The sequence below is a fragment of the Streptomyces sp. NPDC057623 genome (assembly GCF_042800355.1).
Lineage (GTDB): Bacteria > Actinomycetota > Actinomycetes > Streptomycetales > Streptomycetaceae > Streptomyces.
This window is the reverse complement of the sequence record NZ_JBHVGZ010000034.1, coordinates 78,476-102,597: the sequence shown is the minus strand read 5'-3', so window position 1 is coordinate 102,597 and position 24,122 is coordinate 78,476. Positions and strand designations below refer to the sequence as shown.

19 protein-coding genes, 2 tRNA genes and 1 pseudogene are annotated in these 24,122 nt (G+C 70.1%); 7 read left to right on the top strand and 15 right to left on the bottom strand.

Going from position 1 to position 24,122, the window contains the following annotated elements; all coding sequences use genetic code 11:
• The first annotated feature begins 179 nt into the window (after nt 1-179).
• Together ACFU95_RS29675 and ACFU95_RS29670 are read left to right on the top strand one after the other, a co-directional pair.
• Nucleotides 180-2,378, top strand: coding sequence for an elongation factor G-like protein EF-G2 (locus tag ACFU95_RS29675; protein ID WP_383833297.1), 2,199 nt, complete (start codon nt 180-182; stop codon nt 2,376-2,378).
• A gap of 229 nt (nt 2,379-2,607) precedes the next feature.
• Nucleotides 2,608-4,269, top strand: coding sequence for a hypothetical protein (locus ACFU95_RS29670; RefSeq protein WP_383833294.1), 1,662 nt, complete (start codon nt 2,608-2,610; stop codon nt 4,267-4,269).
• A gap of 136 nt (nt 4,270-4,405) precedes the next feature.
• Here the strand turns inward: ACFU95_RS29670 and ACFU95_RS29665 are convergent, their stop codons facing one another.
• A complete protein-coding gene (locus tag ACFU95_RS29665) occupies nt 4,406-4,954 on the bottom strand; it encodes an HIT family protein (RefSeq protein ID WP_383833291.1) in 549 nt (182 codons plus the stop codon).
• Nucleotides 4,955-5,032: 78 nt separating this feature from the next.
• Between ACFU95_RS29665 and ACFU95_RS29660 the strand changes: the two genes are divergently transcribed.
• Nucleotides 5,033-5,692 (top strand): potassium channel family protein, encoded by a 660-nt coding sequence (locus ACFU95_RS29660; protein ID WP_383833288.1) that lies wholly within the window; start codon nt 5,033-5,035, stop codon nt 5,690-5,692.
• Nucleotides 5,693-5,726: 34 nt separating this feature from the next.
• Here ACFU95_RS29660 and thrS read toward each other — a convergent pair whose 3' ends face one another.
• The 3 genes from thrS to ACFU95_RS29645 form a co-directional block, all read right to left on the bottom strand.
• Nucleotides 5,727-7,703, bottom strand: a complete 1,977-nt coding sequence (gene thrS / locus ACFU95_RS29655; RefSeq protein ID WP_383833285.1) for a threonine--tRNA ligase — start codon at nt 7,701-7,703, stop codon at nt 5,727-5,729.
• 345 nt (nt 7,704-8,048) lie between these two features.
• Nucleotides 8,049-9,278: a hypothetical protein gene (locus tag ACFU95_RS29650; RefSeq protein WP_383833282.1), complete on the bottom strand. Its 1,230-nt coding sequence runs from the start codon at nt 9,276-9,278 to the stop codon at nt 8,049-8,051.
• Entirely contained in the window at nt 9,275-9,898 is a 624-nt protein-coding gene (locus ACFU95_RS29645) for a DUF4365 domain-containing protein (RefSeq protein ID WP_383833279.1), read from the bottom strand. Before ACFU95_RS29645 ends, ACFU95_RS29650 begins: the two co-directional genes overlap by 4 nt.
• A gap of 168 nt (nt 9,899-10,066) precedes the next feature.
• On the opposite strand from ACFU95_RS29645, the gene ACFU95_RS29640 reads away from it, so the two are divergent.
• The gene (locus tag ACFU95_RS29640) at nt 10,067-10,795 is read left to right on the top strand and encodes a 3'-5' exonuclease (RefSeq protein ID WP_383833276.1); all 729 of its coding nucleotides are present in this window, start codon (nt 10,067-10,069) and stop codon (nt 10,793-10,795) included.
• A gap of 53 nt (nt 10,796-10,848) precedes the next feature.
• Here ACFU95_RS29640 and ACFU95_RS29635 read toward each other — a convergent pair.
• Nucleotides 10,849-10,920 (bottom strand) — tRNA-Val (locus ACFU95_RS29635).
• Nucleotides 10,921-11,043: 123 nt separating this feature from the next.
• A pseudogene (locus ACFU95_RS29630) lies at nt 11,044-11,478 on the bottom strand (SRPBCC family protein); the annotation flags it as partial.
• Nucleotides 11,479-11,580: 102 nt separating this feature from the next.
• On the opposite strand from ACFU95_RS29630, the gene ACFU95_RS29625 reads away from it, so the two are divergent.
• Entirely contained in the window at nt 11,581-14,025 is a 2,445-nt protein-coding gene (locus ACFU95_RS29625; RefSeq protein ID WP_383833273.1) for an SCO7613 C-terminal domain-containing membrane protein, read from the top strand.
• Nucleotides 14,026-14,101: 76 nt separating this feature from the next.
• On the opposite strand, the gene ACFU95_RS29620 is transcribed toward ACFU95_RS29625, so the two are convergent.
• The 7 genes from ACFU95_RS29620 to ACFU95_RS29590 all read right to left on the bottom strand — a co-directional run bounded on the left by ACFU95_RS29620 (nt 14,102) and on the right by ACFU95_RS29590 (nt 21,660).
• On the bottom strand, nt 14,102-16,837 hold the full coding sequence (locus ACFU95_RS29620; RefSeq protein WP_383833270.1) for a Tat pathway signal sequence domain protein: 2,736 nt from the start codon (nt 16,835-16,837) through the stop codon (nt 14,102-14,104).
• Between the two features lie 107 nt (nt 16,838-16,944).
• The gene (locus ACFU95_RS29615; RefSeq protein WP_383833267.1) at nt 16,945-17,544 is read right to left on the bottom strand and encodes a hypothetical protein; all 600 of its coding nucleotides are present in this window, start codon (nt 17,542-17,544) and stop codon (nt 16,945-16,947) included.
• Nucleotides 17,545-17,554: 10 nt separating this feature from the next.
• Complete coding sequence (locus ACFU95_RS29610) at nt 17,555-18,430, bottom strand: carbohydrate ABC transporter permease (RefSeq protein ID WP_383833264.1); 876 nt, start codon at nt 18,428-18,430, stop codon at nt 17,555-17,557.
• Nucleotides 18,427-19,383, bottom strand: coding sequence for a carbohydrate ABC transporter permease (locus ACFU95_RS29605; protein WP_383833261.1), 957 nt, complete (start codon nt 19,381-19,383; stop codon nt 18,427-18,429). The genes ACFU95_RS29610 and ACFU95_RS29605 overlap by 4 nt, the downstream gene beginning before the upstream one ends.
• A 14-nt stretch (nt 19,384-19,397) precedes the next feature.
• Entirely contained in the window at nt 19,398-20,684 is a 1,287-nt protein-coding gene (locus ACFU95_RS29600) for an ABC transporter substrate-binding protein (protein WP_383833258.1), read from the bottom strand.
• 357 nt (nt 20,685-21,041) lie between these two features.
• Nucleotides 21,042-21,113 (bottom strand) — tRNA-Val (locus ACFU95_RS29595).
• A gap of 88 nt (nt 21,114-21,201) precedes the next feature.
• Nucleotides 21,202-21,660, bottom strand: a complete 459-nt coding sequence (locus tag ACFU95_RS29590; protein WP_383833255.1) for a TIGR02611 family protein — start codon at nt 21,658-21,660, stop codon at nt 21,202-21,204.
• Between the two features lie 191 nt (nt 21,661-21,851).
• Here ACFU95_RS29590 and ACFU95_RS29585 point away from each other — a divergent pair, with 191 nt between their 5' ends.
• Both ACFU95_RS29585 and ACFU95_RS29580 read left to right on the top strand, forming a co-directional pair.
• Nucleotides 21,852-22,265 (top strand): SsgA family sporulation/cell division regulator, encoded by a 414-nt coding sequence (locus ACFU95_RS29585; RefSeq protein WP_004002642.1) that lies wholly within the window; start codon nt 21,852-21,854, stop codon nt 22,263-22,265.
• Nucleotides 22,266-22,558: 293 nt separating this feature from the next.
• Nucleotides 22,559-23,119: a CGNR zinc finger domain-containing protein gene (locus ACFU95_RS29580; protein ID WP_383833252.1), complete on the top strand. Its 561-nt coding sequence runs from the start codon at nt 22,559-22,561 to the stop codon at nt 23,117-23,119.
• A gap of 111 nt (nt 23,120-23,230) precedes the next feature.
• Here the strand turns inward: ACFU95_RS29580 and ACFU95_RS29575 are convergent, their stop codons facing one another.
• Nucleotides 23,231-23,383, bottom strand: a complete 153-nt coding sequence (locus ACFU95_RS29575; protein WP_199830227.1) for a hypothetical protein — start codon at nt 23,381-23,383, stop codon at nt 23,231-23,233.
• A gap of 154 nt (nt 23,384-23,537) precedes the next feature.
• Complete coding sequence (locus ACFU95_RS29570; RefSeq protein WP_383833249.1) at nt 23,538-23,981, bottom strand: hypothetical protein; 444 nt, start codon at nt 23,979-23,981, stop codon at nt 23,538-23,540.
• Nucleotides 23,982-24,122: the final 141 nt, after the last annotated feature.

Sequence of the window (24,122 nt, the reverse complement as noted above, 5' to 3'; positions counted from 1 at the left end):
GGAGAGTGCCCGCACCCCCGTGCCCACCCCCCTGGGCGCCGCGATCACGTCCGCCGTATGGACGCACCGTGACGGGAGTGGAAAGCTCGAAGGACCGCGGGCGTCACCGGAGCCGCCATCGCACGCGGATCCGTACGTCCGCGCCCACAGTGACCTCACCGTGCACGGGAGGCAGGATCATGGGCGACAAGGCGAACGCACACCCCGGAGCCGCCGGCAGGGCTACGGCGGCCGACCACCCCGCGTCCGTACGGAATGTGGTGCTGGTCGGCCACTCCGGATCGGGCAAGACCACCTTGGTGGAGGCCCTCGCACTCACGGCGGGGGCGGTGAACCGGGCGGGCCGCGTGGAGGACGGCGGCACCGTCTCGGACTACGACGAGATCGAGCACCGGCAGCAACGCTCGGTACAGCTCTCCCTGGTGCCGGTCGAATGGGACGGCATCAAGGTCAACCTTCTGGACACTCCCGGATACGCCGACTTCGTCGGGGAACTCAGGGCCGGTCTGCGAGCGGCGGACGCGGCCCTTTTCGTCGTCTCGGCCTCGGACGGCGTGGACGGATCGACCCGCATGGTGTGGGAGGAGTGCGCGGCCGTCGGCATGCCGCGCGCGATCGTCGTCACCCACCTGGAGTCCGCACGGGCCGACTACGAGGAGATGACGCGGATCTGCGCGGAGGCCTTCGGCGGCGACGACCCCGACGCCGTGATCCCGCTGTATCTGCCGTTGCGCGGCCCGCAGGCACCGGACGGGCACGCGCCCGTGACCGGCCTGATCGGGCTGCTGTCGCAGCAGTTGTTCGACTACGCCTCCGGGGAGCGCAAGGAGTCCGATCCGGCCGAGGACCAGCTGCCGCAGATCGACGAGGCCCGCAACCGGCTGATCGAGGGGATCATCTCCGAGTCGGAGGACGAGACCCTGATGGACCGGTACCTCGGCGGCGAGCAGATCGACGTCAAGACACTGATCCAGGACCTCGAACGGGCGGTCGCGCGCGGTGTCTTCCACCCCGTCCTGGCCGCCGCCCCGGCGACCGACGGTGCCCGGCAGGGGCTCGGCACGGTCGAGCTGCTGGAGCTGATCACGCGCGGCTTCCCGACCCCGTTGGAGCGCGCGGCGCCCACGGTCACCACGGTCGGCGGGTCACCGCGCGAGCTGGACCTGTGCGACCCGGACGGGCCGCTGGTCGCGGAGGTCGTGAAGACCGCGTCCGACCCGTACGTCGGCCGGGTCTCGCTGGTCCGTGTCTTCTCCGGCACCCTGCGCCCCGACGAGACGGTGCACGTGTCCGGGCACGGCCTGGAGGACCGTGGGCACGAGGATCACGACGTCGACGAGCGCATCGGCGCGCTCTCGGCCCCCTTCGGCAAACAGCAGCGCACGCTCAGCCACTGCATCGCCGGTGATCTCGCCTGCGTGGCGAAGCTGACCCGCGCGGAGACTGGCGACACGCTGTCGGCCAAGGACGACCCGCTCCTGATGGAGCCCTGGCAGATGCCCGACCCGCTGCTGCCGCTGGCCATCCAGGCACACAGCAAGGCGGACGAGGACAAGCTGTCGCAGGGCCTGTCCCGGCTGGTCGCCGAGGACCCGACCATGCGACTGGAACAGAACCAGGCCACCCATCAGGTGGTGCTGTGGTGCCTGGGCGAGGCACACGCGGACGTCGCTCTCGAACGGCTCCGCAGCCGTTACGGCGTCCAGGTCGACGTCGTGCCGCACAAGGTCTCCCTTCGGGAGACGTTCGCGAACAGGTCGGCGGGCCGCGGCCGGCATGTGAAGCAGTCGGGCGGTCATGGGCAGTACGCGATCTGCGAGATCGACGTGGAGCCGCTGCCGGGCGGTTCGGGCATCGAGTTCGTGGACAAGGTCGTCGGCGGCGCGGTGCCACGGCAGTTCATCCCGTCGGTCGAGAAGGGCGTAAGGGCCCAGGCGGCCAGGGGAGTCGCGGCCGGTCATCCGCTCGTCGACATCCGGGTCACGCTGCGCGACGGCAAGGCGCACTCGGTGGACTCCTCCGACGCCGCGTTCCAGACGGCCGGCGCGCTCGCGCTGCGGGAGGCCGCGGCCGACACGAAGATCCATCTGCTGGAGCCGGTGGCCGAGGTGTCCGTCCTGGTCGGCGACGACTACGTCGGCGCCGTGATGAGCGATCTGTCCGGGCGGCGCGGCCGCGTCGTCGGCACCGAGCAGACCAGCGGCGGCCGCACGCTCATCAAGGCCGAGGTGCCCGAGATCGAGATCGGACGGTACGCCGTCGATCTGCGGTCGCTGTCGCACGGCACCGCGCGCTTCAACCGGCTGTACGCGCGGCACGAACCGATGCCTGCGCAGATCGCGGAAAGGATCCGTGAAGAGGCGCGCGACGCGTCATAGCGTGAAGGGGCACGCGATACCGCGCAGTTGGCGCCCGGCGCCTCCAACTGGGCCCTGAGTGCCACCGGACGGCCCTTGCGGAACGCTCCCCTCCGCGTCGGCGGGCGGCTTCGGCCGTCCGCCGACGAATGTCGGTGGCGGAGGATACGCTGATCATTGATCAACAGGTGTGCGCGGTACGGAAGTCGGGAAGGCCGCAGAAGCGACAGTGCGGCGATCGGGGGCGGGAATGACCGTTGAGAGCGGTTACGCGGACATCTTCGGTCCGCAGGTGCCTCGCACGGCCGGCGAGGGCCAGACGGCGACGTTCGCGCTGGCCTCGGCGGCCTATCGGGACAATCCGTTCGAGGACATCAAGAAGGCCGACAACGAATGGCACAAGACCGACGTCAAGGCAGGCCGCGGCTGGGCGAAGATCTTCCGGCCCAACCTGGGTGAGGCCTTCTCGCGGGCGGTGGTCGACCGCATGCTCGGCAGCGGCCGCAAGCCCCTGATCCAGTCCTTCGGCGCCGAACCGCAGGTCGTCGTCGAGCACTGTCTGGCCGCCAACAACATCCGCAAGGCCCGCGACCGGATGCTCAGCGCCGTCATGGTGATCTGCGGCGTGCTGTTCCTGCCCGGGCTGCTGGTCTGGCTGCTGGTCTTCACGCTGCGCACCACCATCGTCAAGCGGGACGCGAAGCGCGGCGGCACACTCGCCTCCGTGCTGCTCGTCGCGGCGGGCGCGCTCGCCGTGCTCTTCCTGCTGCGCATGCCGTTCACCGGCTTCTGGGCCTGGTATGCGAGGGCGTCGGTCCTCATGCCGGTGGTCGGCTGGTTCTGGGCCAAGCAGATCTGCGAGAGCACGGCGAAGGACCTGCGCGGACGCTGGGACAGCCTGCTGGCCGGCAGCAGCGTCGGCGCGAAGGTGCCGGAGGCGGTGCCGACCAGTCCCACCGAGACGCAGGCCGAGCAGCTGCGCCAGTCCCTCGCCAAGCTGAGCGCCGAGCAGCAGTCCAACTCCGTGTTCTACGCCGGGCCCAAGGGGATACTGGGCATGGGCACGCGCTGGGGCAGCTGGCAGCTGGCCGAGGACCTGACGCCCGCCGACCCGACCCGGGAGATCCACCCGTTCCGCAGCTGGGACGTCATCCGCTCGATCCACGACCAGCTGCGCATGCTGGAACGCGGCCCGCTGAACACCGGCGGCTTCCCGAAGCCCTCGATACGGCACTGGGTCGTCACGCCGGTCGCCGAGGGCGCCAAAGCCGTGTCCCGCCCGGAGGGCACGGACGTCGACGCGTACCAGGTCAAGTCGCACGCCATACAGGACATCTGCAACAAGCAGCAGTTCGGCAGCGGTGACCGGCACTACCTGGGCGTCCAGTGGACGCTGTGGGACGGGCAGTTGATCATCACCATGCTGATCACGGTGACCGTGCTGCACGAGACGCTGCGCATCGAGGTGACCGGGCACGCCCTCGGTCCGGTGAACGGGCTCTTCCAGGAGAAGCCCGAGGCGCCGACCAAGGAGGTCAGCAAGTCGTTCAAGCCCTGGGAGACCCGGAAGGTGAAGCTTCCGCTGGTCAACACCGACGAGGTGGTACGGCTCGCCGTCCGCGCCCCGATCTCCTGGTACCCGCCGCTGCTGAACTGGCTCGGCGGCACGATGGGGCTGCCCGAGCCGTTCGGGCTGCGGCACGCGTGGGCGGATCAGCCGTGGCGGCACCGGTTCATGGCCGACGACGCGCTGCGCGCCGCCACGCCGGTCCTGCGGGTGGTGCATGCCGCGGCCATCAAGGTGCTGGACGAGAACGGCGTGAACACCGAGAAGTTCGGTACGCGCTCCGCCTTCCTGAGCACGGCCGTGCAGGACCCGTCGCCGAGGAAGGCCGACCTGTACGACGCGTAGCCCCCGGCGGTTGAGCCGCGTGAGGTGGGTCTGGGCGATGGTCCCTGAGGGCTGTGCCCTCAGACCCCCTTTCGGCCTGAGCGGCCTCGTCCTCAAGCGCCGGACGGGCTGAGGGACGCCGCCGCCGGCCGGGACGTCAAGCGGTCGGCCAGGTCTCCGCCAGCATCTTCCGCGTGTCCGCCAGCAGCTGCGGCAGCACCCGTGTGTGGCCCACCACCGGCATGAAGTTCGTGTCTCCGCCCCAGCGCGGGACGATGTGCTGGTGGAGGTGGGCCGCGATGCCCGCGCCGGCGACGGTGCCCTGGTTCATGCCGATGTTGAAGCCGTGGGCACCGGAGGCGGTGCGCAGGGCCGTCATCGCCTGCTTCGTCAGCGCGGCCAGTTCGACCGTCTCCGGCTCGGTGAGGTCGGTGTAGTCGGCGACGTGCCGGTAGGGCACGACCATGAGGTGGCCGCCGTTGTACGGGTACAGGTTCAGGACCGCGTACACCTGCTCGCCACGCTTGACGACCAGTCCGTCCTCGTCGGATTTGGCCGGGATCGAGCAGAAGGGGCAGCCGTCGTCCGCGCCGGGACCGGTCGGCTTGTTCTCACCCTGGATGTAGGCCATCCGATGGGGCGTCCACAGGCGCTGGAACGCGTCCTGGATCCCCACTCCCCACTGCTGCTCCGGCTCACTCGTCATGCGTGCAGCATATGGCTTCGTCCGTTCGCGGCGTGTCGCCGGGGCGACGGGAGGGCCGGCACCGGCCAAGCTGGGCCGGTGGACGACGACAGCCCGTACTCCCGCTGGGAGCAGCGCACCGAGATCCCGTTGTTCCTGGCATCGCTGCTCTTCCTGGCCGCCTATGCCGCCCGCGTTCTCGCTGTGAGCATGCCGTCCTTCTGGGAGGACGTGTGCGGGTACGCGTTGATCGCGCTCTGGCTGCTCTTCGCCGTGGACTTCGTGGTGCGCTGGCGCCTCGTCGGCGGGCGCTTCCTGCATTTCGCCAGGACGCACTTCCTGCACACGGTCGTGGTCGTCCTGCCGCTGCTGCGGCCGCTGCGGATCGTGCCGCTCTACGACGTCATCCAGAGACGACAGGGCGAACCCCGGCTCTCGCTGCACGCGCGGGTGATCGCCTACGCGAGTCTGTCGACCCTGCTGCTCGGGTTCTCCGGTGCCCTCGCGGTCTTCCAGGCCGAGCGTGGAGCGCCCGGCGCCACCATGCGGACGTTCGGGGACGCGCTGTGGTGGGCCGCCGCGACCCTCAGCACGGTCGGCTACGGCGACATCACCCCGGTGACCACACGCGGCCGGGCGATCGCGACCGGAATGATGGCCGGCGGTCTGGCCCTGCTCGGCGCGGTGACGGGATCGTTCTCCTCCTGGCTGCTGCAGATCTTCTCCCGCGAGAGCGACACGAAGCCCCCGCAGAGCTGAGCTCCCGGGGGCCTCGTGATCATGGTCGGCCGGATCAGACCTGCGCCCGCTCCTCGACGACCTGCGCGATCTTCGCGATGGCGTCGTCGAACGGGATGCCGTTCTCCTGCGAGCCGTCACGGAAGCGGAAGGAGACGGCGTTGTTGGCCATGTCCTCGTCGCCCGCGATGACCATGAAGGGCACCTTCTGCTTCTGGGCGTTACGGATCTTCTTCTGCATACGGTCCGAGGAGGAGTCCACCTCGACCCGCAGCCCCTTCTTCTTGGCGGCCGCGGCGAACTTCTCCAGGTAGTCCACGTGTCCGTCGCCGATCGGGATGCCGATCGCCTGGACCGGGGCCAGCCACGCCGGGAAGGCGCCTGCGTAGTGCTCCAGGAGCACCGCGAAGAACCGCTCGATGGAGCCGAACAGGGCGCGGTGGATCATGACCGGGCGCTGCTTGGAGCCGTCCGCGGAGGTGTACTCCAGGTCGAAGCGCTCCGGCAGGTTGAAGTCGAGCTGGATGGTCGACATCTGCCAGGTCCGGCCGATGGCGTCCTTGGTCTGGACGGAGATCTTCGGTCCGTAGAAGGCGGCGCCGCCCGGGTCGGGGACGAGGGGCAGGCCCTGCTTCTCGGCGACCTGGCGGAGCGTCTCCGTGGCCTCCTCCCAGACCTCGTCGGAGCCGACGAACTTCTCCGGGTCCTTGGTGGAGAGCTCCAGGTAGAAGTCGGTCAGACCGTAGTCACGCAGCAGGCCGAGGACGAAGGTGAGCGTCTTGTCGAGTTCCTCCGACATCTGCTCACGGGTGCAGTAGATGTGCGCGTCGTCCTGCGTGAAGCCGCGGGCGCGGGTCAGGCCGTGCACGACGCCCGACTTCTCGTACCGGTACACGGTCCCGAACTCGAAGAGACGCAGCGGCAGTTCGCGGTATGAGCGGCCGCGCGCGTCGAAGATCAGGTTGTGCATCGGGCAGTTCATGGGCTTGAGGTAGTAGTCCACGCCCTCGTCGAGTTGCATGGGCGGGTACATGCCCTCGGCGTACCAGTCCAGGTGCCCGGACGTCTCGAAGAGCTTCCCCTTCGTGGCGTGCGGGGTGTAGACGAACTCGTAGCCCTCTTCCTCGTGGCGGCGGCGCGAGTAGTCCTCCATGACCCGGCGGATGATGCCGCCCTTGGGGTGGAAGACGGCGAGGCCGGAGCCGATCTGCTCCGGGACGGAGAAGAGGTCTAGTTCGTTGCCCAGCTTGCGGTGGTCACGCTTCTCGGCCTCGGCGAGGAAGTCGAGGTGCGCCTTCAGCTCGTCCTTGGACGGCCAGGCGGTGCCGTAGATGCGCTGGAGCATCGGGTTCTTCTCGCTGCCGCGCCAGTAGGCGGCGGCGTTGCGCATCAGCTTGAACGCCGGGATGTTGCGGGTGGTGGGCAGGTGGGGACCGCGACAGAGGTCCTTCCAGCACAGGTCGCCGCTCTTGGCGTCCAGGTTGTCGTAGATCGTCAGCTCACCGGCGCCGACCTCGACGTCCGCGCCGTCGTCGGACGAGGCGGAGCCCTTGAGGCCGATCAGCTCCAGCTTGTAGGGCTCGGCGGCGAGCTCCTCGCGGGCGGCGTCGTCGGTCACGACACGACGGGAGAAACGCTGCCCCCGCTTCTGGATCTCCTGCATCTTCTTCTCGATGGCCTTGAGATCCTCGGGCGTGAACGGCTTCGCGACATCGAAGTCGTAGTAGAAGCCGTCCTTGACGGGCGGGCCGATGCCCAGCTTGGCCTCGGGGAACAGCTCCTGCACGGCCTGCGCCATCACGTGCGCGGTGGAGTGGCGCAGGATGTTCAGCCCGTCCTCGGAGGAGATCTCGACGCCCTCGACCTCCTCGCCCTCGGCGAGCACGTACGACAGGTCCTTGAGCTCGCCGCCCACGCGCGCGGCGATGATCGAGCGCTCGCCGGCGAAGAGGTCGGCGGCCGTAGTCCCCGTTGTCACCACGCGTTCTTCCCGCTCGGAATCGCGTTGGATGATCACACGGACGTCTGACACCGGTCTCTCCTGACTGAAGGGGGAATGCGGCGCCATACCAGGAGCGCGCGCATTACGCGATCGTACCGACCCCGGACGGCCGACCGCGAAACGGTGGCGCTCCGCCGGGAGGGGCGGGACGGGCCGGCGGTCATCCGCGGCGTTCGTCGTGGCTGGTCGCGCGGTTCCCCGCGCCCCTGATAGGGCGTCGCAGCCCGGGTCCGTGTGCCACCCGGCCCACACCCGCCGGGCAAGGGCCCATCAACAGTCACCGGTACCACGACACCGGCACAAGGCGCCCCGGAGGCGAACGAAGCCAGACATGCAGCACCCCAGCCGCAAGACCTCGCCCAGCAACCGCCCCCTTCAGTCCCCGGCCTCCTCCCCGCCGCAAGCCTCCTCGAAGAAGTCCAGGTCCTCCTGGAGCGACTTCATCAGCCGGTCCCGCTCGGCCTCGTCCACCTGTACCGGTACGACACCTGAGGCCCCGGTGACCTTGCGGAAGCCGCCCCGGCTCTCCAGGCGGCCGTGCACGCGCACCGGAAGCCCGACCAGGTGGGCGTGCCCGGCGATGCGGTACGACTCCTCGTCCAGGGTGAGCCGGACATGCGGAATCTCGGCGCCCGCGAGGACGCGCAGCCGTACGGTGCCCTCCCCGCGCGGCCCCGACCTGCGCATCCGGACGACCGTGCCGGTGATCCTGACCGGCACGGAGGGCTCCTCGCGCAGATAGCGGGCGCCGGCCTCGCGCAGCACGGGCAGGTCGCCCGGCGAGAACTCGACGGGCTCGACGCCGCTCGCGCAGTCCTCGGGCACCCCGGCCGCGGGTGCCCACTCGACGGCGATGCGCGCACCCTCCGTACCGCGCACGAGGGCGATCAGGGCCTCGGTGAGCTCGCGGCTGACGCCCGCCTCGACGGCGCCGTCGAAGGCGTCCATGCCGCCGGTGGCCCGCTGGTAGTCGATGGCCTCGCGGGCGGCGTACAGGGCCTGGTGGAGGCGTGCGGCGAGCGGGCGCCCCGTGCTGATCGGCACGAAGGCGGTGAGGCCGCGGCCGCCGGGCGCGGGTCCGACGAGGACGCTCTCCAGCATCGCCGCGGCCGAACGGCGGTGCCGGGCGCCGTAGTAACCCGCACGCGCGCGCGTGGCGAGCGCCGCGGCGAGGAGCGTCTGGCGGGCCGCGCCGCGCAGCTCCTCCTCCACGGTCCAGGGCGCTGCCCCGGCCGGCCCGCTCGGCGCGTCCCGCCACCAGCGGACCTCGTCGCTGGGCACGGCGAGCCCTACCAGCACCTCGCGCGCGGAGGGCATGCCGCTGCGGGACAGGGCGATCAGGGCCTCGCCGAGCAGATCGTCGCTGTCGGGGAAGGCGCGGGACTCGGGGACGAGCAGGCTGGTGCCGTTGCCGCCCGGTCCGGGCGGGGTCCAGCGGCCGTAGCGCCCCGCCGCTCCCCCGCGCCGCTGCCAGCCGTGCCGGTGCAGCAGGGCGCTGAGCACGGCGGGGTCGACCTCGCCGGGCTCGGGGGGACGGTCCCAGGACGCCTCGGCCGGGTGCGGCCGCACTGACCGTATGGGTCCCTCCGGCGGGCGGTGCGTCATGGTCTGCCTCCCGTCCCGACCCGCGTCATGATCTCGCAGAGCGCCCGGTCGTCGAAGATGCGTGAGGTCGGTATCCGCACGGTGGTGCGGCGCCGGCCGGTGATGGCGTGGCCGGCGAGGTTGACCCAGTAGCAGCAGTGCCGCAGGTCGAGCCGGTCGTGGCCGGCCCGCAGCCACTGCTCCTGCGACCGCGGAACGATCATCACGACCAGGATCTTGTGCACCGAGACCGGCGTGCGGGCGAGCTTTGCCAGGTGGTCGTTGTCGAGCGTGAAGGAGAAGAAGCGGCCCAGTTGAGGGGGCTGGGGCGCAGCCCTCTCCGTCGGGGGTGGTGCTGGGAGACGGGCGGGCGGGTTCGGTGCGAGCTGGTAGGTGGCCTTGAGCTGCACCTTGATGGTGACCTCGTCGTCGATGGTGTGGCCGGGCGCGCTGTGGCTGACGTGCCAGTCGATGCCGTTGTCCGGGAACGGCTGCGACAGCGAGCAGCCGGAGGCCGCCGCGACGGCGTGCAGATAGCCCACCTGGAGTGTCTCCATGCAGGCGGTAGTGGCGAGTGAACCGCGATGGGGGCCCGTTCGTTCGGGCAGCAGCCCGCCCCGCTCGGGCTGCGCTATCGCCATGGCCAACAGCCTTCCAAGCAAAGTGAATCCCCGTACCGGGCCGCTGAACTGCAAAGACCCGCACTCCTGTTGTGTCCTTCCGGCGTACGGCGCAAACAGCCCGGGTATCACCAAACGGGCAGAAGACGGTGCGTCAGCTGCCGTGGGTGAACGAGGGGTTGTGTAGATATGGCGTGCTGGTATGAAGGCCCGCTGGCGGCATTCGACACAGAGACGACAGGTGTGGACGTCGAGACCGACCGGATCGTTTCGGCGGCCGTCGTCGTCCAGGACGCCCCGGGCACCCGGCCACGGGTGACCCGGTGGCTGGTGAACCCGGGTGTGCCGGTGCCGGAGGCGGCGACGGCGATACACGGACTGACGGAGGACCATCTCCAGCGCAACGGCCGCTGGCCGGCGCCGGTGATGCACGAGATAGCCGCCGAACTGGCGGAACAGGCCGGCAGAGGACGGCCGGTGGTGGTGATGAACGCGCCGTTCGATCTGACGCTTCTCGACCGCGAGTTGCGTCGCCATCGCGCCTCGTCGCTCGACAGCTGGTTCGAGGCGACGCCGCTGCTGGTGCTCGATCCACGGGTGCTCGACAAGCACCTGGACCGCTATCGCAAAGGTCGCCGCACGCTGACCGACCTGTGCGCGCACTACGAAGTCACGCTGGACGGGGCGCACGACGCGGCGGCCGACGCGGCGGCCTCACTGGAGGTCGTACGGGCGGTCGGGCGGCGCTTCGCGGCTCGTCTCGAGCGCCTGTCCCCCACCGAGCTGCACACGTTGCAGGCGGTGTGGCACGCGGCGCAGGCACGCGGGTTGCAGGCGTGGTTCGCCCGCAGCGGCAGCGACGAGGCGGTGGACCCGGCGTGGCCACTGCGCCCGGACCTGCCTGCGGCGGCCGCCTAGGCGGGCGAGCGTACAAAAAAGCCGGTCCGCTGTGGCGGACCGGCCTTTCCCGGTGGGCGATACTGGGTTCGAACCAGTGACCTCTTCGGTGTGAACGAAGCGCTCTCCCACTGAGCTAATCGCCCGGGAACGCAGTGAACAATACAGGTCCCCGCGCGTTTCGTTCAAACCGCTTCATGACCGCCTCCATGACCGCCTCGATGGCCGCCTTGACAACCGCGGTGGCGACCGCCGTGAGGACCACCGGCCAGGTATTTCGTCAGCCCCCGCCGTCCGGCGCGCATCATCAGCCAGTGGTTGGCCCGGAAGACCGGCCGACCCGGCACCGCCAACCTCCGGAGCAGCGGCTTGTTCACGTCGACCACCTGGTCGTAGCGGGCGAGGCTGCCGTCGCCGTGCGCGGTGACCGTCCACCGCGCCCAGCCGTCGATGTCGCCGGACATCGCGATCTCCAGGACACCGGCCGCGGGGTCGCGCCGCGTCTCACGCGCGGTGAAGACCAGGTCGTACGGCAGGACGGAGCGGATCGTGATCACGCCGGTGGTCTCACCGAGTCTGGTGACCTCGCGCACCTGCGGCCACCAACGGGGGTAGTCCTCGGCCTGTTCCAGCAGGGCATAGACGGCGGCAGGCGGTGCGGGCAGCTCCCAGAGGCTGCGGAAGCGGTAGCGGCTCCAGTCCATGGGCCGAGTCTGCCCCCGTATAGGGGGTTTCCCCCGTACCTGAGTACGTTCTGAGTACGCGCACTCATGCCGTACGACGTGACGCGGACCACACTCCAGGGCATGACGCACATTCCGCCACCGGCCGAGGAGTTGCGGCTCCTCGACCTCGAGCTGCGCCGACTGGACGCCCGCCGGGCGCAGTTGCTGCACCGCCGCGCCTGGCTGGTCACGGCCCTGCAAGCGGCGGCCGGGCCGATCTCGGCCCCGGCCCCTGCCTCGTTCGCGCCCCGGCCCGCCGAGACCTCGGCACCCCGGGTGCAGAACGTTCTGCTGGTGCTCGGCGGTGTCCTGCTCACCATCGCCGCGATGGCGTTCACGCTGGTCAGCTGGGGGCACATGGGGATCACCGGGCGGGCCCTGATGCTCGGCGGGATCACGGTGGCGGTGCTCGCCGCGCCGGTGCCGCTGCTGAAGCACGGGCTGCGGTCGACGGCCGAGTCGGTGGCGGGCCTCGGGCTCGCGCTGACCGTGCTCGACGCGTACGCGCTGCACGAGGTCGCGTTGGCCGACGTGGGCGCCACGGGTTACCTCGCGGCCGCCTCGGCGCTACTGGCGGCCCTGTGGACGGCGTACGGCCTGCTGCCGCACACCTCCGCGCTGCGTCTGCCCCTGCCCGCCGCCCTCGTCCCCGGGCAACTCCCCCTCGTCCTCTGGGCGGTGACGGCCGACGCGGGCCTGTACGGGATCACGGCGGCCGTGCTCGTGACGGCCGGGTTCGACACGGGTGTGGCGCTCCGGGTGCCCGCGAAGTCCGTACGGATCACCGCGGTGAGCGGTGCGTACGGCATGGGCGCGTGGGGCGTTTCGGCCGCCGGCTGGCTGTCCTGGACGGCCACCGGCCCGAGCGCCGCCGCCCGTGCGGCGGCGCTCCTCCTCCTCGCGGCGGGCATCGCCCTGACGGCGGCGTGGCAGCGGGTCGCCGAGAAGCAGGCGGGAGGGCTCGCCGTCACCGCCGGTCTGCTCACGGTCGCCGCGGTGGGCGGCACCGCCCGCTCCGTGCTGCCGGACACGTGGACGGTTCCGGCGTATCTGGCCTGCGGAATCGCCCTGTTGGCGGCGGTACGGGTGGCCCGGCTGCCGGAGACGGTGCGGCACGGGCTGGCTCGGGCCTCCGTCGCCGTACAGGCAGTCGCCCTGCTCTGGACCCTGCCCCTGCTGGGGATCACGCTGCTGGGCCCCCTCGCGTGGGCGGAGCAGCTGTGGTCCGGGGCGCCGGATGACGTACGGGAGGCCGTGACGGTGTCCACGCCGTGGCCGCCCGACATGGGGACGGTGCCCGTGGTCCTGGCGGTCGTCGCCGTGGTGCTGCTCCTCGTGGTGCGGGACACGGTCTGGCGGCCTCGGGCCCTGACCGGTGCGCTGGCACTGGCGTGGGCGACGGCGTCGGTGCTTCCGCCGGTGCTCGAAGTCCCGTACGTGGCGGGCCTGGTGGCCTTCGGGATCACGACGGCCGGCACCCTTGCCGCGGCCGCGTGGATACGCCCGTCCGAGCGCCCTGAGACGGAAGCGGCGCCTCAGCCGGCCTCGGCGCCCACCGTCGGCTTCCCCACCCCGGGCCCGACCGCCGCGGTCCTCGCCCTGCTCACGTCACTCACCCTTGCCTGCCTCTCCCTGACGAGCGAGGCCGCGACCCTCGCCGTGCTCTCCTCGCTCACGGCACTGTTCGCGGCCGCCTCCCGGAAGCCGCACCTCGCCCCGGTCACGGCCCCGACCGCACTCACGTACGCCGCCGCGCTCGCCTGCGCGAGTGGTGCCGCGGCCGACTGGCAGCCGCAGTCCACCGCCGTGCTGGTCCTGGCGGTGCCGGTGGCGGCGGCCCTGCTCGCCGTACGGCTCGGGAACTCCCCGGCGACGGTCCCGGTCGACATCGCCGGCGCGCTCGCCGGACTGCTCGCCGTCGCACTGGCGGCGGCCGCGGCCGACCTGCCGATGCTCGCCCTGGTCCTGGCGCTGTGCGGTGTGATCACCGCCGGTACGGCACTCCGCGCCGACCGCCGCCCCGTCGCCTACGCCTCCGCCGCGCTCTTCGTCCTGGCAACGTGGGTGCGCCTGGCGGCCTGGGACGTCGGGACTCCCGAGGCGTACACCCTGCCGGTCACCGTCCCGGCCCTGCTCGTCGGCGCCCTGCACAGGCGCCGCGATCCGAAGGTCTCCTCCTGGACGGCGTACGGCCCCGGGCTCACCGCGACCCTCGTGCCGAGCCTCCTCACGGCCTGGGGCGACCCGAACTGGACCCGCCCCCTGCTCCTGGGCCTCGCCGCCCTCGCCGTCACCCTGCTGGGCGCCGGCCACCACCTCCAGGCACCCCTGCTGCTGGGCGGCACGGTGCTGGCCCTGGACGCGCTGCACGAGCTCGCCCCGTACCTGGTCCAGGTGACCGGCGCCCTCCCCCGCTGGGCACCGCCCGCCCTGGCCGGCCTGCTGCTGCTCGCACTCGGGGCCACGTACGAGCAACGCCTCAGGGACGCCCGCAGGATGCGGGACTTCTTGGGCACCATGCACTGAGACGCCGCCCAGGGGCGCGGGGAACTGCGCGACCCGCCACAACGGACCCGCAGCTCCCCGCAGACCGGACCACCCCCTACGGCATCTTGTCCCCAAGCAGCGCAAGGTTCTCGATCGCGGCAAGCCCGTACAGCGCGGTGTCATTGGTGGACACCCATGCCGCCTCGCTGCCCGGCACCAACGCGTCGGGCCCGCTCAGCTTCTCCGTCCTCCAGGGCGCGGACTCCTTGTACCCGTCGGAGTTGTAGAACTTCTCCCAAGCCCGCTTGGCGAGCTTCTCGTCACCGGTCTGCACGGCGGCATACGCGTCCAGCCGTGAATGCCCCTGGAAGAGCAGCAGGGAACCGAAGTTGGAGCCGTAGCGCGCCGCCTGTTCGGCCTTGGTGGCGTTGAAGTAGCGGCAGTAGTCGTAGTACGCCTCGTTGAACTTCGGGATGTCGACGAGGTCGATGAGCTCGGCGCACAGCTCGTTGAGGCCGAAGACCGCGGAGAGGTGCGAGACCCCGACGACCGGCGCCGGGGCGACCGCGAACCTGCCGGTGTCGAGGTCGTACAGCCCGGTCCCCTGGACGAACCCGTTCGGCTGGGCGGCGATGGTCTCCATCGTCGACAGCACCCGCGCCTTGGCCTTCTCCCACTTGGGGCCCTTGCGCTCCCACTCCGTCAGCCAGGCCGACACGAGCCCGCTCCAGTCCGTGCCGAAGCCGATCGACAGCGCGTGCCGGTCGGGGGTGTACGGCTCGGTGCGGATCTTGCGGATCGGGTCGAGGACGAGGAAGGTCTCGTCGGAGTCGACGTTGGCGTGCATGAGGTCGCCGACCCGCTCGTCGGCGGTGAGGAAGTAGTAGTAGCGGCGGTACGTCGTGTTGGCGATGCGCTGCTGCTTGGCGCTGTCGGCGTAGTGCTGGACGCCGTGCCGGGTGCCGAGGCCGGCCCATTCCCCGAGGTGGTAGACGTCGACCTCACCGGTGTGCCGGGTCATCGCCTCGGCGAAGCGGAAGATGTCGGCGCGGCCGGAGCGGAGATAGGCGAACCACAGCCACAGGTCGGGCGAGAGCTCGGAGTTGTCCCAGGCGTACCCGCCGATGTCGTACCGCCACTGGTGCCTGACGGTGTCGTAGGTGTGCATGATGTCGCCGTAGTCCCAGAAGCCGTACCAGCGGCGCTGCTCCACCTGGTCCTTGTAGTAGGTGAAGAGGAAGTCCAGGTGGTCCTCGATCTTCGCCTTGGCCGGGGTGGAGCGGTCCGGCTCGGAGTAGAGCCCCGGTCCGAAGACCTTCGCCTTGATGAGCTGCCTGGGCGGCGCCGCGAGTTGCGGCAGCACCCTCACGGCCTCGACCTGTTCGGCGAGCTTCTCGGGCGTCGGCGTCGACTCGTTGGCCCAGAAGAGGAGTTCGGAGGTGCGGGCGATGCCGTACGGCGTGCCGAACTCGGGCTCGTAGTCCTCGTAGGTGATGTTGAGGCCTTCGAGCTGCTCGGCGAAGGTGTCCTGGCCCATGCCGTCGTGGTAGAAGCGCAGGTCCATGGGCTGCGCCTCGGGTGACCAGAGCCAGAGGGTGACCTCGGCCGCGTCGGTCTGGGCGTCGCGGATGTCGAGCTGGGCGGGGAACTTCTCCCAGAAGTCCCGCAGCCCGAAGGACAGTCCGCCGCTGACGCCGCCGACGTAGCCGAAGCCGGAGGCTCGTTTGCCGCCGCCCGCGCCGATCCAGCCGTGGCCCTTCTTCGTCCGCTTGCGCAGCGTGAAGCCGTCGGCGGAGAGCTGGGAGAGGGTGTAGTCGCCCCACTCGGGGATGTACTGGAGCCGGGTGGTGACCCGCTGGTCCCAGGTGGCCGGGTCGGGCAGCTTCTCCCCCGCGAACTGCGCCGCCTGCACGGCGGCTCCCGGGTCGCGGCGCAGTCCGGTGATGCCCTTGACGGCCTCGCGCAGCAGCCCGGTGCCGTCGCCGCCGATGCGGATGTGACGGTCGTAGGACTGGTCGCGCATCGGCACGTTGAAGCGCACGCCGATGCCCCGGATGAAGTCCCCGCTGGCCTTGCCGGGCTCCTGGGTGCCGTCGAAGGTGATGGTGTGCACCATGCGGAAGGAGTCGGCGCCGGCGTAGAAGTAGATGCGGATGGAGAACGGCAGCCAGCTCCGGCTGCCCTTGCGGTGCTTGCCGTCGATGCGGACGACCGCGCGGACGGGGCCCTCCTGCTCGACCTCGACCTTCGAGATGGCTCCCTCGAAGCGCTCGGTCCGGACCGCGCCCTGGTCCTCGTCCTCGATCTCGGGCTGGCGGATGAGCACGAGCCGGCCGTTTCTGGCGATCTCGGTGGAGCCACGGGTGACCGACTTGATGAGCGTCGCGCCGGACTTGCCGATCTTCGCGGTGATGACCCCGGTGGAGACCGTGATCGTGCCGCCGCTCTGGTCGACGGTGACCTTCCTGGCCGGGGCGGCGGCCTCGCCGGCGGCGAGAGTGAGCTTGCCGTTGCCCGAACTCACCGCGTGAGCCGTCCACTTGAGGGAGCCGTCCGGCCAGTAGGCGAGGGGCCACGACTGCACGGGGACGGCCTTGCCGTCGGCGTCCGTCAGCGCGAAGGTCTGGTCCTCCTGGTACGCGCCCTTCGGCCAGGGCACACCGACGGTGGAGCCGGGGGCGGCGCCCAGGCCGCCGTCCTCCAGCCAGTCCAGAGTCACGGGACCTTCGTCGGCCTCGGCGGCTCTGGGCGCGGCCTGCGCGTCCTTGGCCCCTAGCGCCCAGCTGAACTGCGCGGCGGCTCCGGCGACGGCGGCCGCCTTGAGGATGGACCTACGGGGGATGGGAGACATAGGGAGTCCAGCCTTTCCTTCCGTACGCGGATACGAGGTGTGGTCAGGGGCATGACAGAGAGAGGTACGGCGCCCGGGGGCCCGACCTGGTGCGAGGGCACCGCCCGTCAGCGGTGCCGGTAGCGCTCCTCCACGGCGACGGCCGCCGCCGCGACGGCCCCCAGGACGGGGACCGCGAGCGGCGGGACGAACCAGGCGGACAGGGCCACGACGGCCAGCCCGCAGACGACCAGGAAGGACCCGGCGGGATCGAGCACGGTCCGCCGCCCGGCGTCCGCGAGCGACGCCCGCCAGGTCGCACCCGGCGTCCAGACGGCGGCCGCCCGCAACAGGGCCACGGTGGCCCCGATCAGCGCGAGGATGCCGACGGCTCCGACGAACGGTCCGGCGGGAATCCCGGCCCGCGCGGCCAGGACGTCCACCCAGACCGCGACGGCCACCGCCCACCCGGCGAGCCCGACGACCCACCCGCCGCGCACGGCCGCCCGGAAGTCCGCGACGCATTCCCGCAGGCCCCCGCCCTCGTGCGCGGTACGACGCCGCAGGTGACGGGCGCCGGCGGCGAAGGCCGCGGGGTAGGTGACGACCCCGAGACAGCCCACGGCGATCCACACGCCGGTGAGCAGGCACTCGGCGAAGACCGCGAAGCGCTCGCCGAACACGGACTCCTTGCGCGGGGCGGGGGCCTTCACGCGTGCCTGGGCCATGGTGACCGCCTCAGCCCTTCAGTCCGGAGGTCGCCATACCGTCGATGAGGTAGCGCTGGAAGGCCATGAAGAACGCGATGACCGGCACCAGCGCCACCAGCGACATCGCGATCATGCTGCCGTAGTTGGAGATGCCTTCCTGGTCGCGGAACATCATCAGACCCAGCGAGACGGTGTACTTCTCGGGGGTGTTGAGGTAGATCAACGGCCCCATGAAGTCGTTCCAGGCGTTGATGAAGGTGAAGATCGCGCTGGTGATGAGCGCGGGCCGGCTCAGCGGCAGCACGATCGACCAGTAGGTGCGCAGATGGCCGCAGCCGTCGAGTTTGGCGGCCTCGTCCAGCTCGCGCGGCAGTCCCCGCATGAACTGCACCATCAGGAACACGAAGAAGGCTTCCGTGGCCAGGAACTTCCCCGCGACGAGCGGCACCAGGGTGTCGGTCAGCTCCAGGTTGCGGAAGAGCACGTACTGCGGGATGAGCAGCACGTGGTACGGCAGCAGCAGCGTGCCGATCATCAGCGTGAAGAGCAGGTTCCGTCCGGCGAACCGGATCTTGGCGAAGGCGTACGCGGTCAGTGAGCTGGAGAGCACGACACCGACCACGGCGAGGACCGCGTACATCAGCGAGTTCCAGAAGAAGCTGCTGATGGAGATGCCGGAGATGCCGTCGGCGAGCCCGGAGAAGTTCGCCCACACCGGCTTGGCGGGCAGCAGGTCGAGGCTGGCGACGATGTCCTTGCTCGGCTTGAACGAGGCGCCGGCCACCCAGATCACGGGATAGAGGACGACCGCGAGGACGACGAGCGCACCCACGTGCCAGGCGACGGATCCGGAGCGCCGCCGCTCGTTCACGGTGTGCGGGGCAGGGCTGGTGGCGCTGGTCACTTGGCGGCCTCCTCGTAGTGCACCCACTTCTTCTGCGACCAGAACAGGACCGCCGTGACGAGCGCCACCGCAACCACCAGCGTCCAGGCCATCGCGGAGGCGAAGCCCATCTGGGCCTCCTTGAAGCCCTTCTGGTAGAGGTAACAGGTGTAGACGAGCGTGGCGTCGGCGGGCCCGCACCGGGTGTCGGAGACGACATAGGCGGAGCCGAACACCTGGAACGCGTGGATGGACTCCAGCAGCACGTTGAAGAAGAGCACCGGGGAGATCATCGGCAGCGTGATGTTCCAGAACCGCCTGAGCGGTCCGGCCCCGTCCACCTCGGCGGCCTCGTACAGCTCCTGCGGCACCTGCTTGAGTCCGGCCAGGAAGATGACCATGGGCGCGCCGAACTGCCAGATGCTCAGCGCCACCAGGGCGTAGAGCACGTAGTCCGGGTTGCCGATCCAGCCGCCCACGTCGAGGCCGAAGACCTTCTGCGTACGGTCCACGATCGCGTCGTCGGAGAACAGCGCTCGCCACACGAAGCCGACGGAGACGCTGGCGCCGATGAGCGAGGGCATGTAGAACGCGGCCCGGTACAGACCCTGTCCGCGCCGCTTCTGCGCGAGCAGCAGCGCGACACCGAGCGCCAGCAGCAGCTTCAGCGGGGTGGCCACGACGACGTACTTCAGGGTGACCTCGACCGACTTCTGCCAGCGCGGGTCCTGGAACATCGTCGTGAAGTTGTCGAAGCCCACCCACTCGGGCGGCGTGAAGAGGTTGTAGCGGGTGAACGCGTAGTACAGCGACGCGACCATCGGCCCCGCCGTCAGCACCAGGAATCCCGCGATCCACGGCGACATGAAGAGATAGCCGGCGAGGTTCTCGCGGCGCCGCCCGCGCCGCCCGGCGGCGGGAGCGGCGGACCGCTTCCCGGCCGGGCGCGCGGGCGCTTCCTTGACGAGCGTCATGGTGGTACGTCCCCTCAGCCCGCGAACGCGGCCTTGGCCTCGCTGAACAGTGCCTTGGCGGCGTCGGCCGGCTTGGTCTTGCCCTGGGCGACCTCGCCGCCGATGCGCAGGAACGCCGCCTCGACGACGTCGGCACCGGACGGGTGCGGGGTGATCTTCCCCAGGACGCCGGCCTTGGCGACCTCGTCCTCGTAGGCCGCGACGCCCTTGTTGTTGGCGTCGGTCGGCTTGAACGCGTCGTACTGCTCGGTGGTGGCGAGGATGCCGCGGTCGTAGCCCATGATCTTGCCGACCTCGGGGTCGTGGACCATGAAGGAGATGAACTGGGCTACCTCCTTGGGGTGCTTGGTCCCGGAGAAGGCGCTCATCATCAGCGAACCGAGGTACTGGCCGGTCTGCTTGCCGTCCGTGGTGGGGATCGGGGCGAGCCCGTAGTCCGACTCGCCCTCGCCCTCGTAGCGGATGGAGAAGTTGTCCCAGGTGAACTCGGACGCGGCCAGCCCCGCCGAGAGACCGGACTCGGGCTTGGCCTGCTCGATCTTCTTCGGGTCGGCGACCAGCCCGGAGCGCACGCGCTTGTAGCCGTCCTCCCACCACTGCGTCAGATCGTCCTCGGTGAAGCCGAGATCGGTGTCCGTGAAGAAGGCCTTGCCGTTCTGCCGCAGGTACAGGTCGTAGAGGTACATGATGCTGAAGTAGCCGGTGTCACCGGCGATCTTCAGCTTGTCCTGGATCGTCTGCAGGGCGTCGAAGTACTCGTCCCAGGTCCAGCCGAATTTCGCCTCCACGCCCGCCTTCTTGAAGGCGTTGAGGTCGATGACGAGCGCCATGGTGTTGGCGCCGACGGGTATGCCGATCTGCTTGCCGTCGACCTGGCCGTTCGCCAGGACGCCGTTGCGGAAGTTGTCCAGGCTCAGGTTGCCCGCGTCGGCCTGCGTCTTGAGATCCAGCAGAACACCGCGCTTGTCGTACTTGCGCAGGAAGCCGACCGCATTCTGGAAAACGTCCGGCGGATTGCCGCCGGAGGCCTGGGTCTGGAACTTCTCCCAGAACGCCTCATAGTCCGTGAATTCAGGCTTGATCTTGATCTTCGGGTACTTCTTCTCGAAGAGCGCGATCGTCTTCTTGATGGCGATGGTGCGCGGCTCGCCACCCCACCATGCGTAACGGAGCGTCACCGTCCCGTCCCCCGAACCGCTGTCACCGCCGCAAGCGGTCGTCGCACCCAGGCCGACCGCGGCCGCGGAGGCCCCGGCCGCCTTCAGGATCGTACGCCTCTCAACATTCCTGCTGGTTCCCATGGTTGGGCCCCCTCCCCGCAGCGTTATCGCCGTCTGCATGAATCGTTTCAAGTAAGCGCTTGCTGGCACAAGCTACGAGGGGCCTCGTGGTGCGTCAATGATTCGGACAGGAATTTCTTGTGGCCCGGCGCGGCAAGTTGACGGCCCATCGGAAACGATCCGGGTGCCGGAACACCCAACTCCGCAGGTAGAACACGTGTGATCGGCCGGCCGAACGCGAACTGACCCTCGGCGTGCGGAAATTGGTCGGCTGGAAATCGTCTGCCCGGGCGAGGACACCGCGGGGCCCGAGCACACCCCGGAGCGCACATACGACGGCGGCCCGCCTGCTGTCGCAGACGGGCCGCCGTATCCGGGTGGGCGATACTGGGTTCGAACCAGTGACCTCTTCGGTGTGAACGAAGCGCTCTCCCACTGAGCTAATCGCCCGGGCGCAGGAAGAACATTACCCCATGTCAGGGGGTGCGTGTGACCAGCGCGAACCCGCACCGAACAGGGGCCGCACCCCCGTCACGGGTCACTGGTCCTTGATCTTCCAGGGCATGACGACGCCGAACTTCCACACGTAGATCCCGACGAGCACACCCACGATCACGAGCCCGATCGACGTCAGGATGATGTTGCGACGACGCACCTTCGGGTCGAGAGCCCGCTGGGCCGCCTCGGTGACCTTGCGCTTGGTCCAGCGCAGCACCAGCTGAGCCCAGACGAACTCGGTCGCCCAGATCGCCATGCCACCGAAGATCACGACCCAGCCGGGTCCGGGCAGCGGCAGCATGATGATGCCGGCGACCACGACCGCCAGGCCGATGACGAAGACACCCACCTGCCAGCTGAGATGCAGCGCACGGCGTGCCTTGATGAACTCCGGCGCCTTCGAACCGAGGCCCTGCTCGCTGTCGCCCTTCACACCATCCACTTTGGACTCGTCAGTCGCCACGGCAACCTCGCCCACCCCGTTACTCCCCGTATTCATACGGCCAAACCCTACCGGACCGAAACCAGTCACCGGAATGGTCGTACCTCGCGAACCGGTCCTCGGCCGGAAGAGTTACGTAAACACACGCAAAACACTCAGAGGGGTTTACAACGGCACCGTAGGTGGCATGTCGATTTCGCCGACGTGCGAATCCCCGAGCGCACACTGAGCGAAAGGCCCTGGCGCTTATGAACACCACGGTCAGCTGCGAGCTGCACCTGCGCCTCGTTGTGTCGAGCGAGTCCTCCCTGCCTGTCCCCGCAGGCCTGCGGTACGACACGGCCGACCCCTACGCCGTGCACGCCACCTTCCACACCGGAGCCGAAGAGACTGTCGAGTGGGTGTTCGCCCGCGACCTCCTCGCGGAGGGCCTCCACCGGCCCACCGGAACCGGCGACGTCCGTGTCTGGCCGTCGCGCAGCCATGGCCAGGGCGTCGTCTGCATCGCCCTGAGCTCTCCGGAGGGCGAGGCCCTGCTCGAGGCCCCTGCACGGGCCCTGGAGTCCTTCCTGAAGCGAACGGATGCCGCCGTACCGCCCGGTACGGAGCATCGGCATTTCGATCTCGACCAGGAGCTCTCGCACATCCTGGCGGAAAGCTAGGGCGAGGCCCCACAAAGCCGCCCGGCGCCGTCGACTCGGGGAGACGGCTCGGGCCAAGACAACCGCATACGGCACACAGCAGCGCCGCCTCCGCTCCACGGGGGCGGCGTTGGTGTGCCTGTGGCCGGTTTCACGCCCGGCGGGAACCGTAGCCGCGCCTGCGGCGTTGTACGCGTCTGGGGCGTCGTATTCGAAGCCGCGTGCGGGCGCGCCCGGTATGTGGGCCCTGCGAGCCACTACCATCGGCCAGCATCGGCGGGCGCCCCGCCCGACCTCAGGCCAGGGAGCGAAACGTGCTGATCACCCACGACACCCGGTGTGCGCTCGATGCCGTGGTGGATCTGGTGAACACCTCGCCGGAGGGCGACGAGACGCCGGACGGACTGCCGGACGTCGCGGCGCTCGCCGATTTCGTACGAACGCACGAATTCAGCGATGTCGGTGCCCTCTCGGAGTTCGATCTGTCGGCGGTCCGCAAGGTACGCGGGCGGTTCGCCGCCATCTTCGCGGAGCCCGACGCCCGGACCACGGCCGGATTGATCAACGACCTGGTCGCCGCCGCCGGCACCACGCCTCAGCTCACGGACCACGACGGCTACGACTGGCATGTCCACTACTTCGCCCCCGGTGCCTCCGTCGCCGACCACCTGGCGGCCGACTGCGGCATGGCGCTGGCCTTCTTCGTGGTGGCCGGGGAGCAGGAGCGACTGCGGCGCTGCGAGGCGCCGGACTGCCGGCACGCCTTCGTGGACCTCTCCCGCAACCGTTCGCGCCGGTACTGCGACAGCCGTACCTGCGGAAACCGTCTGCATGTGGCCGCCTACCGGGCGCGACGCAAGGAAGCGGCCGGCTGAGCGGCGATCGCCGACCGGGGCCGACACGGACCGGGGTCCGCCGCGGGGGCCGACACGACGGGTGTGTCGACGCGGACCCCGGCGGGTGGCGCCGGGGTCCGCGGGTACGGCTCAGAGCAACAGCAGATCGTGCAGCGCAGCCATGAGCAGCAGACACCCGATCACCGCGAGGAAGATCATTAGCGGTGGCTGGGAAAGGGCGAAAAGGCACCCGCGAGGCTCGTCCTGAGCCGGCGCGGCATCGCTCTGTGTCGTGTCCAGCATCTCGCGCCGATGATGGCGCAGTTGCCCCTCCCCGCGCGATCAACACGCCCGTAATGAGCGGGAGTTCGCCGGATTCCGCAATGTCCGGTTCGAGTCGTGATCGCTTACGGCCGGGCGGCGACCCCCTGTGTCGTTTCAGCCCTGTGCGCGGCCGTCATATGCCGTGCTTCTTGAGGATCGCCTCGATGTCGCTGAAGTCGTCCGACGCCTCAGCCCGAGGTGCGGTCGCGGGCCGGGTGGTCTGACGGGAGCCGGCGCCCAGCGAAGGGGCCGAGGCCGCCGGGGCCACCGCTTCCCGCTGGGCCGCGGCGCGGGCCTGCTTGCGCTCCTTGCGGGTGCCGCCGCGGCGGCGCTCCACCGCACGGGTGCTCGCGAACAGCAGCCAGGAAGCTCCGAGGACACCGAAGCCGGCCCAGGCCGTCGGACTGAACGCGGTGTCCGCCAGCCAGTCGACGACACCGGTCATCACCAAACCGAGGGGAACCAGCGAGTACGCGGCGATGCGCGCGGCCGCGAGGAAGCGCTTGCGGTACGCCGTGACCGCCGCTATGCCCAGGCCGGCCGCGGCGACGGCGGAACAGACGGTCTCGGCAATCATCCGGTCCTCCAGGCAGGCTGGGTCGGGCAGGGCACTTTCGTCTCTTCCATCCTGCACCGTTCCGGCCCCGCCCGGCCATGCCTCAGTGCGACATCAGGGACATCTCCGGGTCGCCTCCTCCGCAGGTGCCGGTCGCAGGCG

Excerpts from the sequence above, each read along its gene's own strand:
- ACFU95_RS29675 (WP_383833297.1), top strand. The coding sequence starts at position 180 with ATGGGCGACAAGGCGAACGCACACCCCGGAGCCGCCGGCAGGGCTACG.
- ACFU95_RS29670 (WP_383833294.1), top strand. The coding sequence starts at position 2,608 with ATGACCGTTGAGAGCGGTTACGCGGACATCTTCGGTCCGCAGGTGCCT.
- ACFU95_RS29665 (WP_383833291.1), bottom strand. The coding sequence starts at position 4,954 with ATGACGAGTGAGCCGGAGCAGCAGTGGGGAGTGGGGATCCAGGACGCG.
- ACFU95_RS29650 (WP_383833282.1), bottom strand. The coding sequence starts at position 9,278 with ATGACGCACCGCCCGCCGGAGGGACCCATACGGTCAGTGCGGCCGCAC.
- ACFU95_RS29645 (WP_383833279.1), bottom strand. The coding sequence starts at position 9,898 with ATGGCGATAGCGCAGCCCGAGCGGGGCGGGCTGCTGCCCGAACGAACG.
- ACFU95_RS29640 (WP_383833276.1), top strand. The coding sequence starts at position 10,067 with ATGGCGTGCTGGTATGAAGGCCCGCTGGCGGCATTCGACACAGAGACG.
- ACFU95_RS29625 (WP_383833273.1), top strand. The coding sequence starts at position 11,581 with ATGACGCACATTCCGCCACCGGCCGAGGAGTTGCGGCTCCTCGACCTC.
- ACFU95_RS29620 (WP_383833270.1), bottom strand. The coding sequence starts at position 16,837 with ATGTCTCCCATCCCCCGTAGGTCCATCCTCAAGGCGGCCGCCGTCGCC.
- ACFU95_RS29615 (WP_383833267.1), bottom strand. The coding sequence starts at position 17,544 with ATGGCCCAGGCACGCGTGAAGGCCCCCGCCCCGCGCAAGGAGTCCGTG.
- ACFU95_RS29605 (WP_383833261.1), bottom strand. The coding sequence starts at position 19,383 with ATGACGCTCGTCAAGGAAGCGCCCGCGCGCCCGGCCGGGAAGCGGTCC.
- ACFU95_RS29600 (WP_383833258.1), bottom strand. The coding sequence starts at position 20,684 with ATGGGAACCAGCAGGAATGTTGAGAGGCGTACGATCCTGAAGGCGGCC.
- ACFU95_RS29590 (WP_383833255.1), bottom strand. The coding sequence starts at position 21,660 with ATGAATACGGGGAGTAACGGGGTGGGCGAGGTTGCCGTGGCGACTGAC.
- ACFU95_RS29585 (WP_004002642.1), top strand. The coding sequence starts at position 21,852 with ATGAACACCACGGTCAGCTGCGAGCTGCACCTGCGCCTCGTTGTGTCG.
- ACFU95_RS29575 (WP_199830227.1), bottom strand. The coding sequence starts at position 23,383 with ATGCTGGACACGACACAGAGCGATGCCGCGCCGGCTCAGGACGAGCCT.
- ACFU95_RS29570 (WP_383833249.1), bottom strand. The coding sequence starts at position 23,981 with ATGATTGCCGAGACCGTCTGTTCCGCCGTCGCCGCGGCCGGCCTGGGC.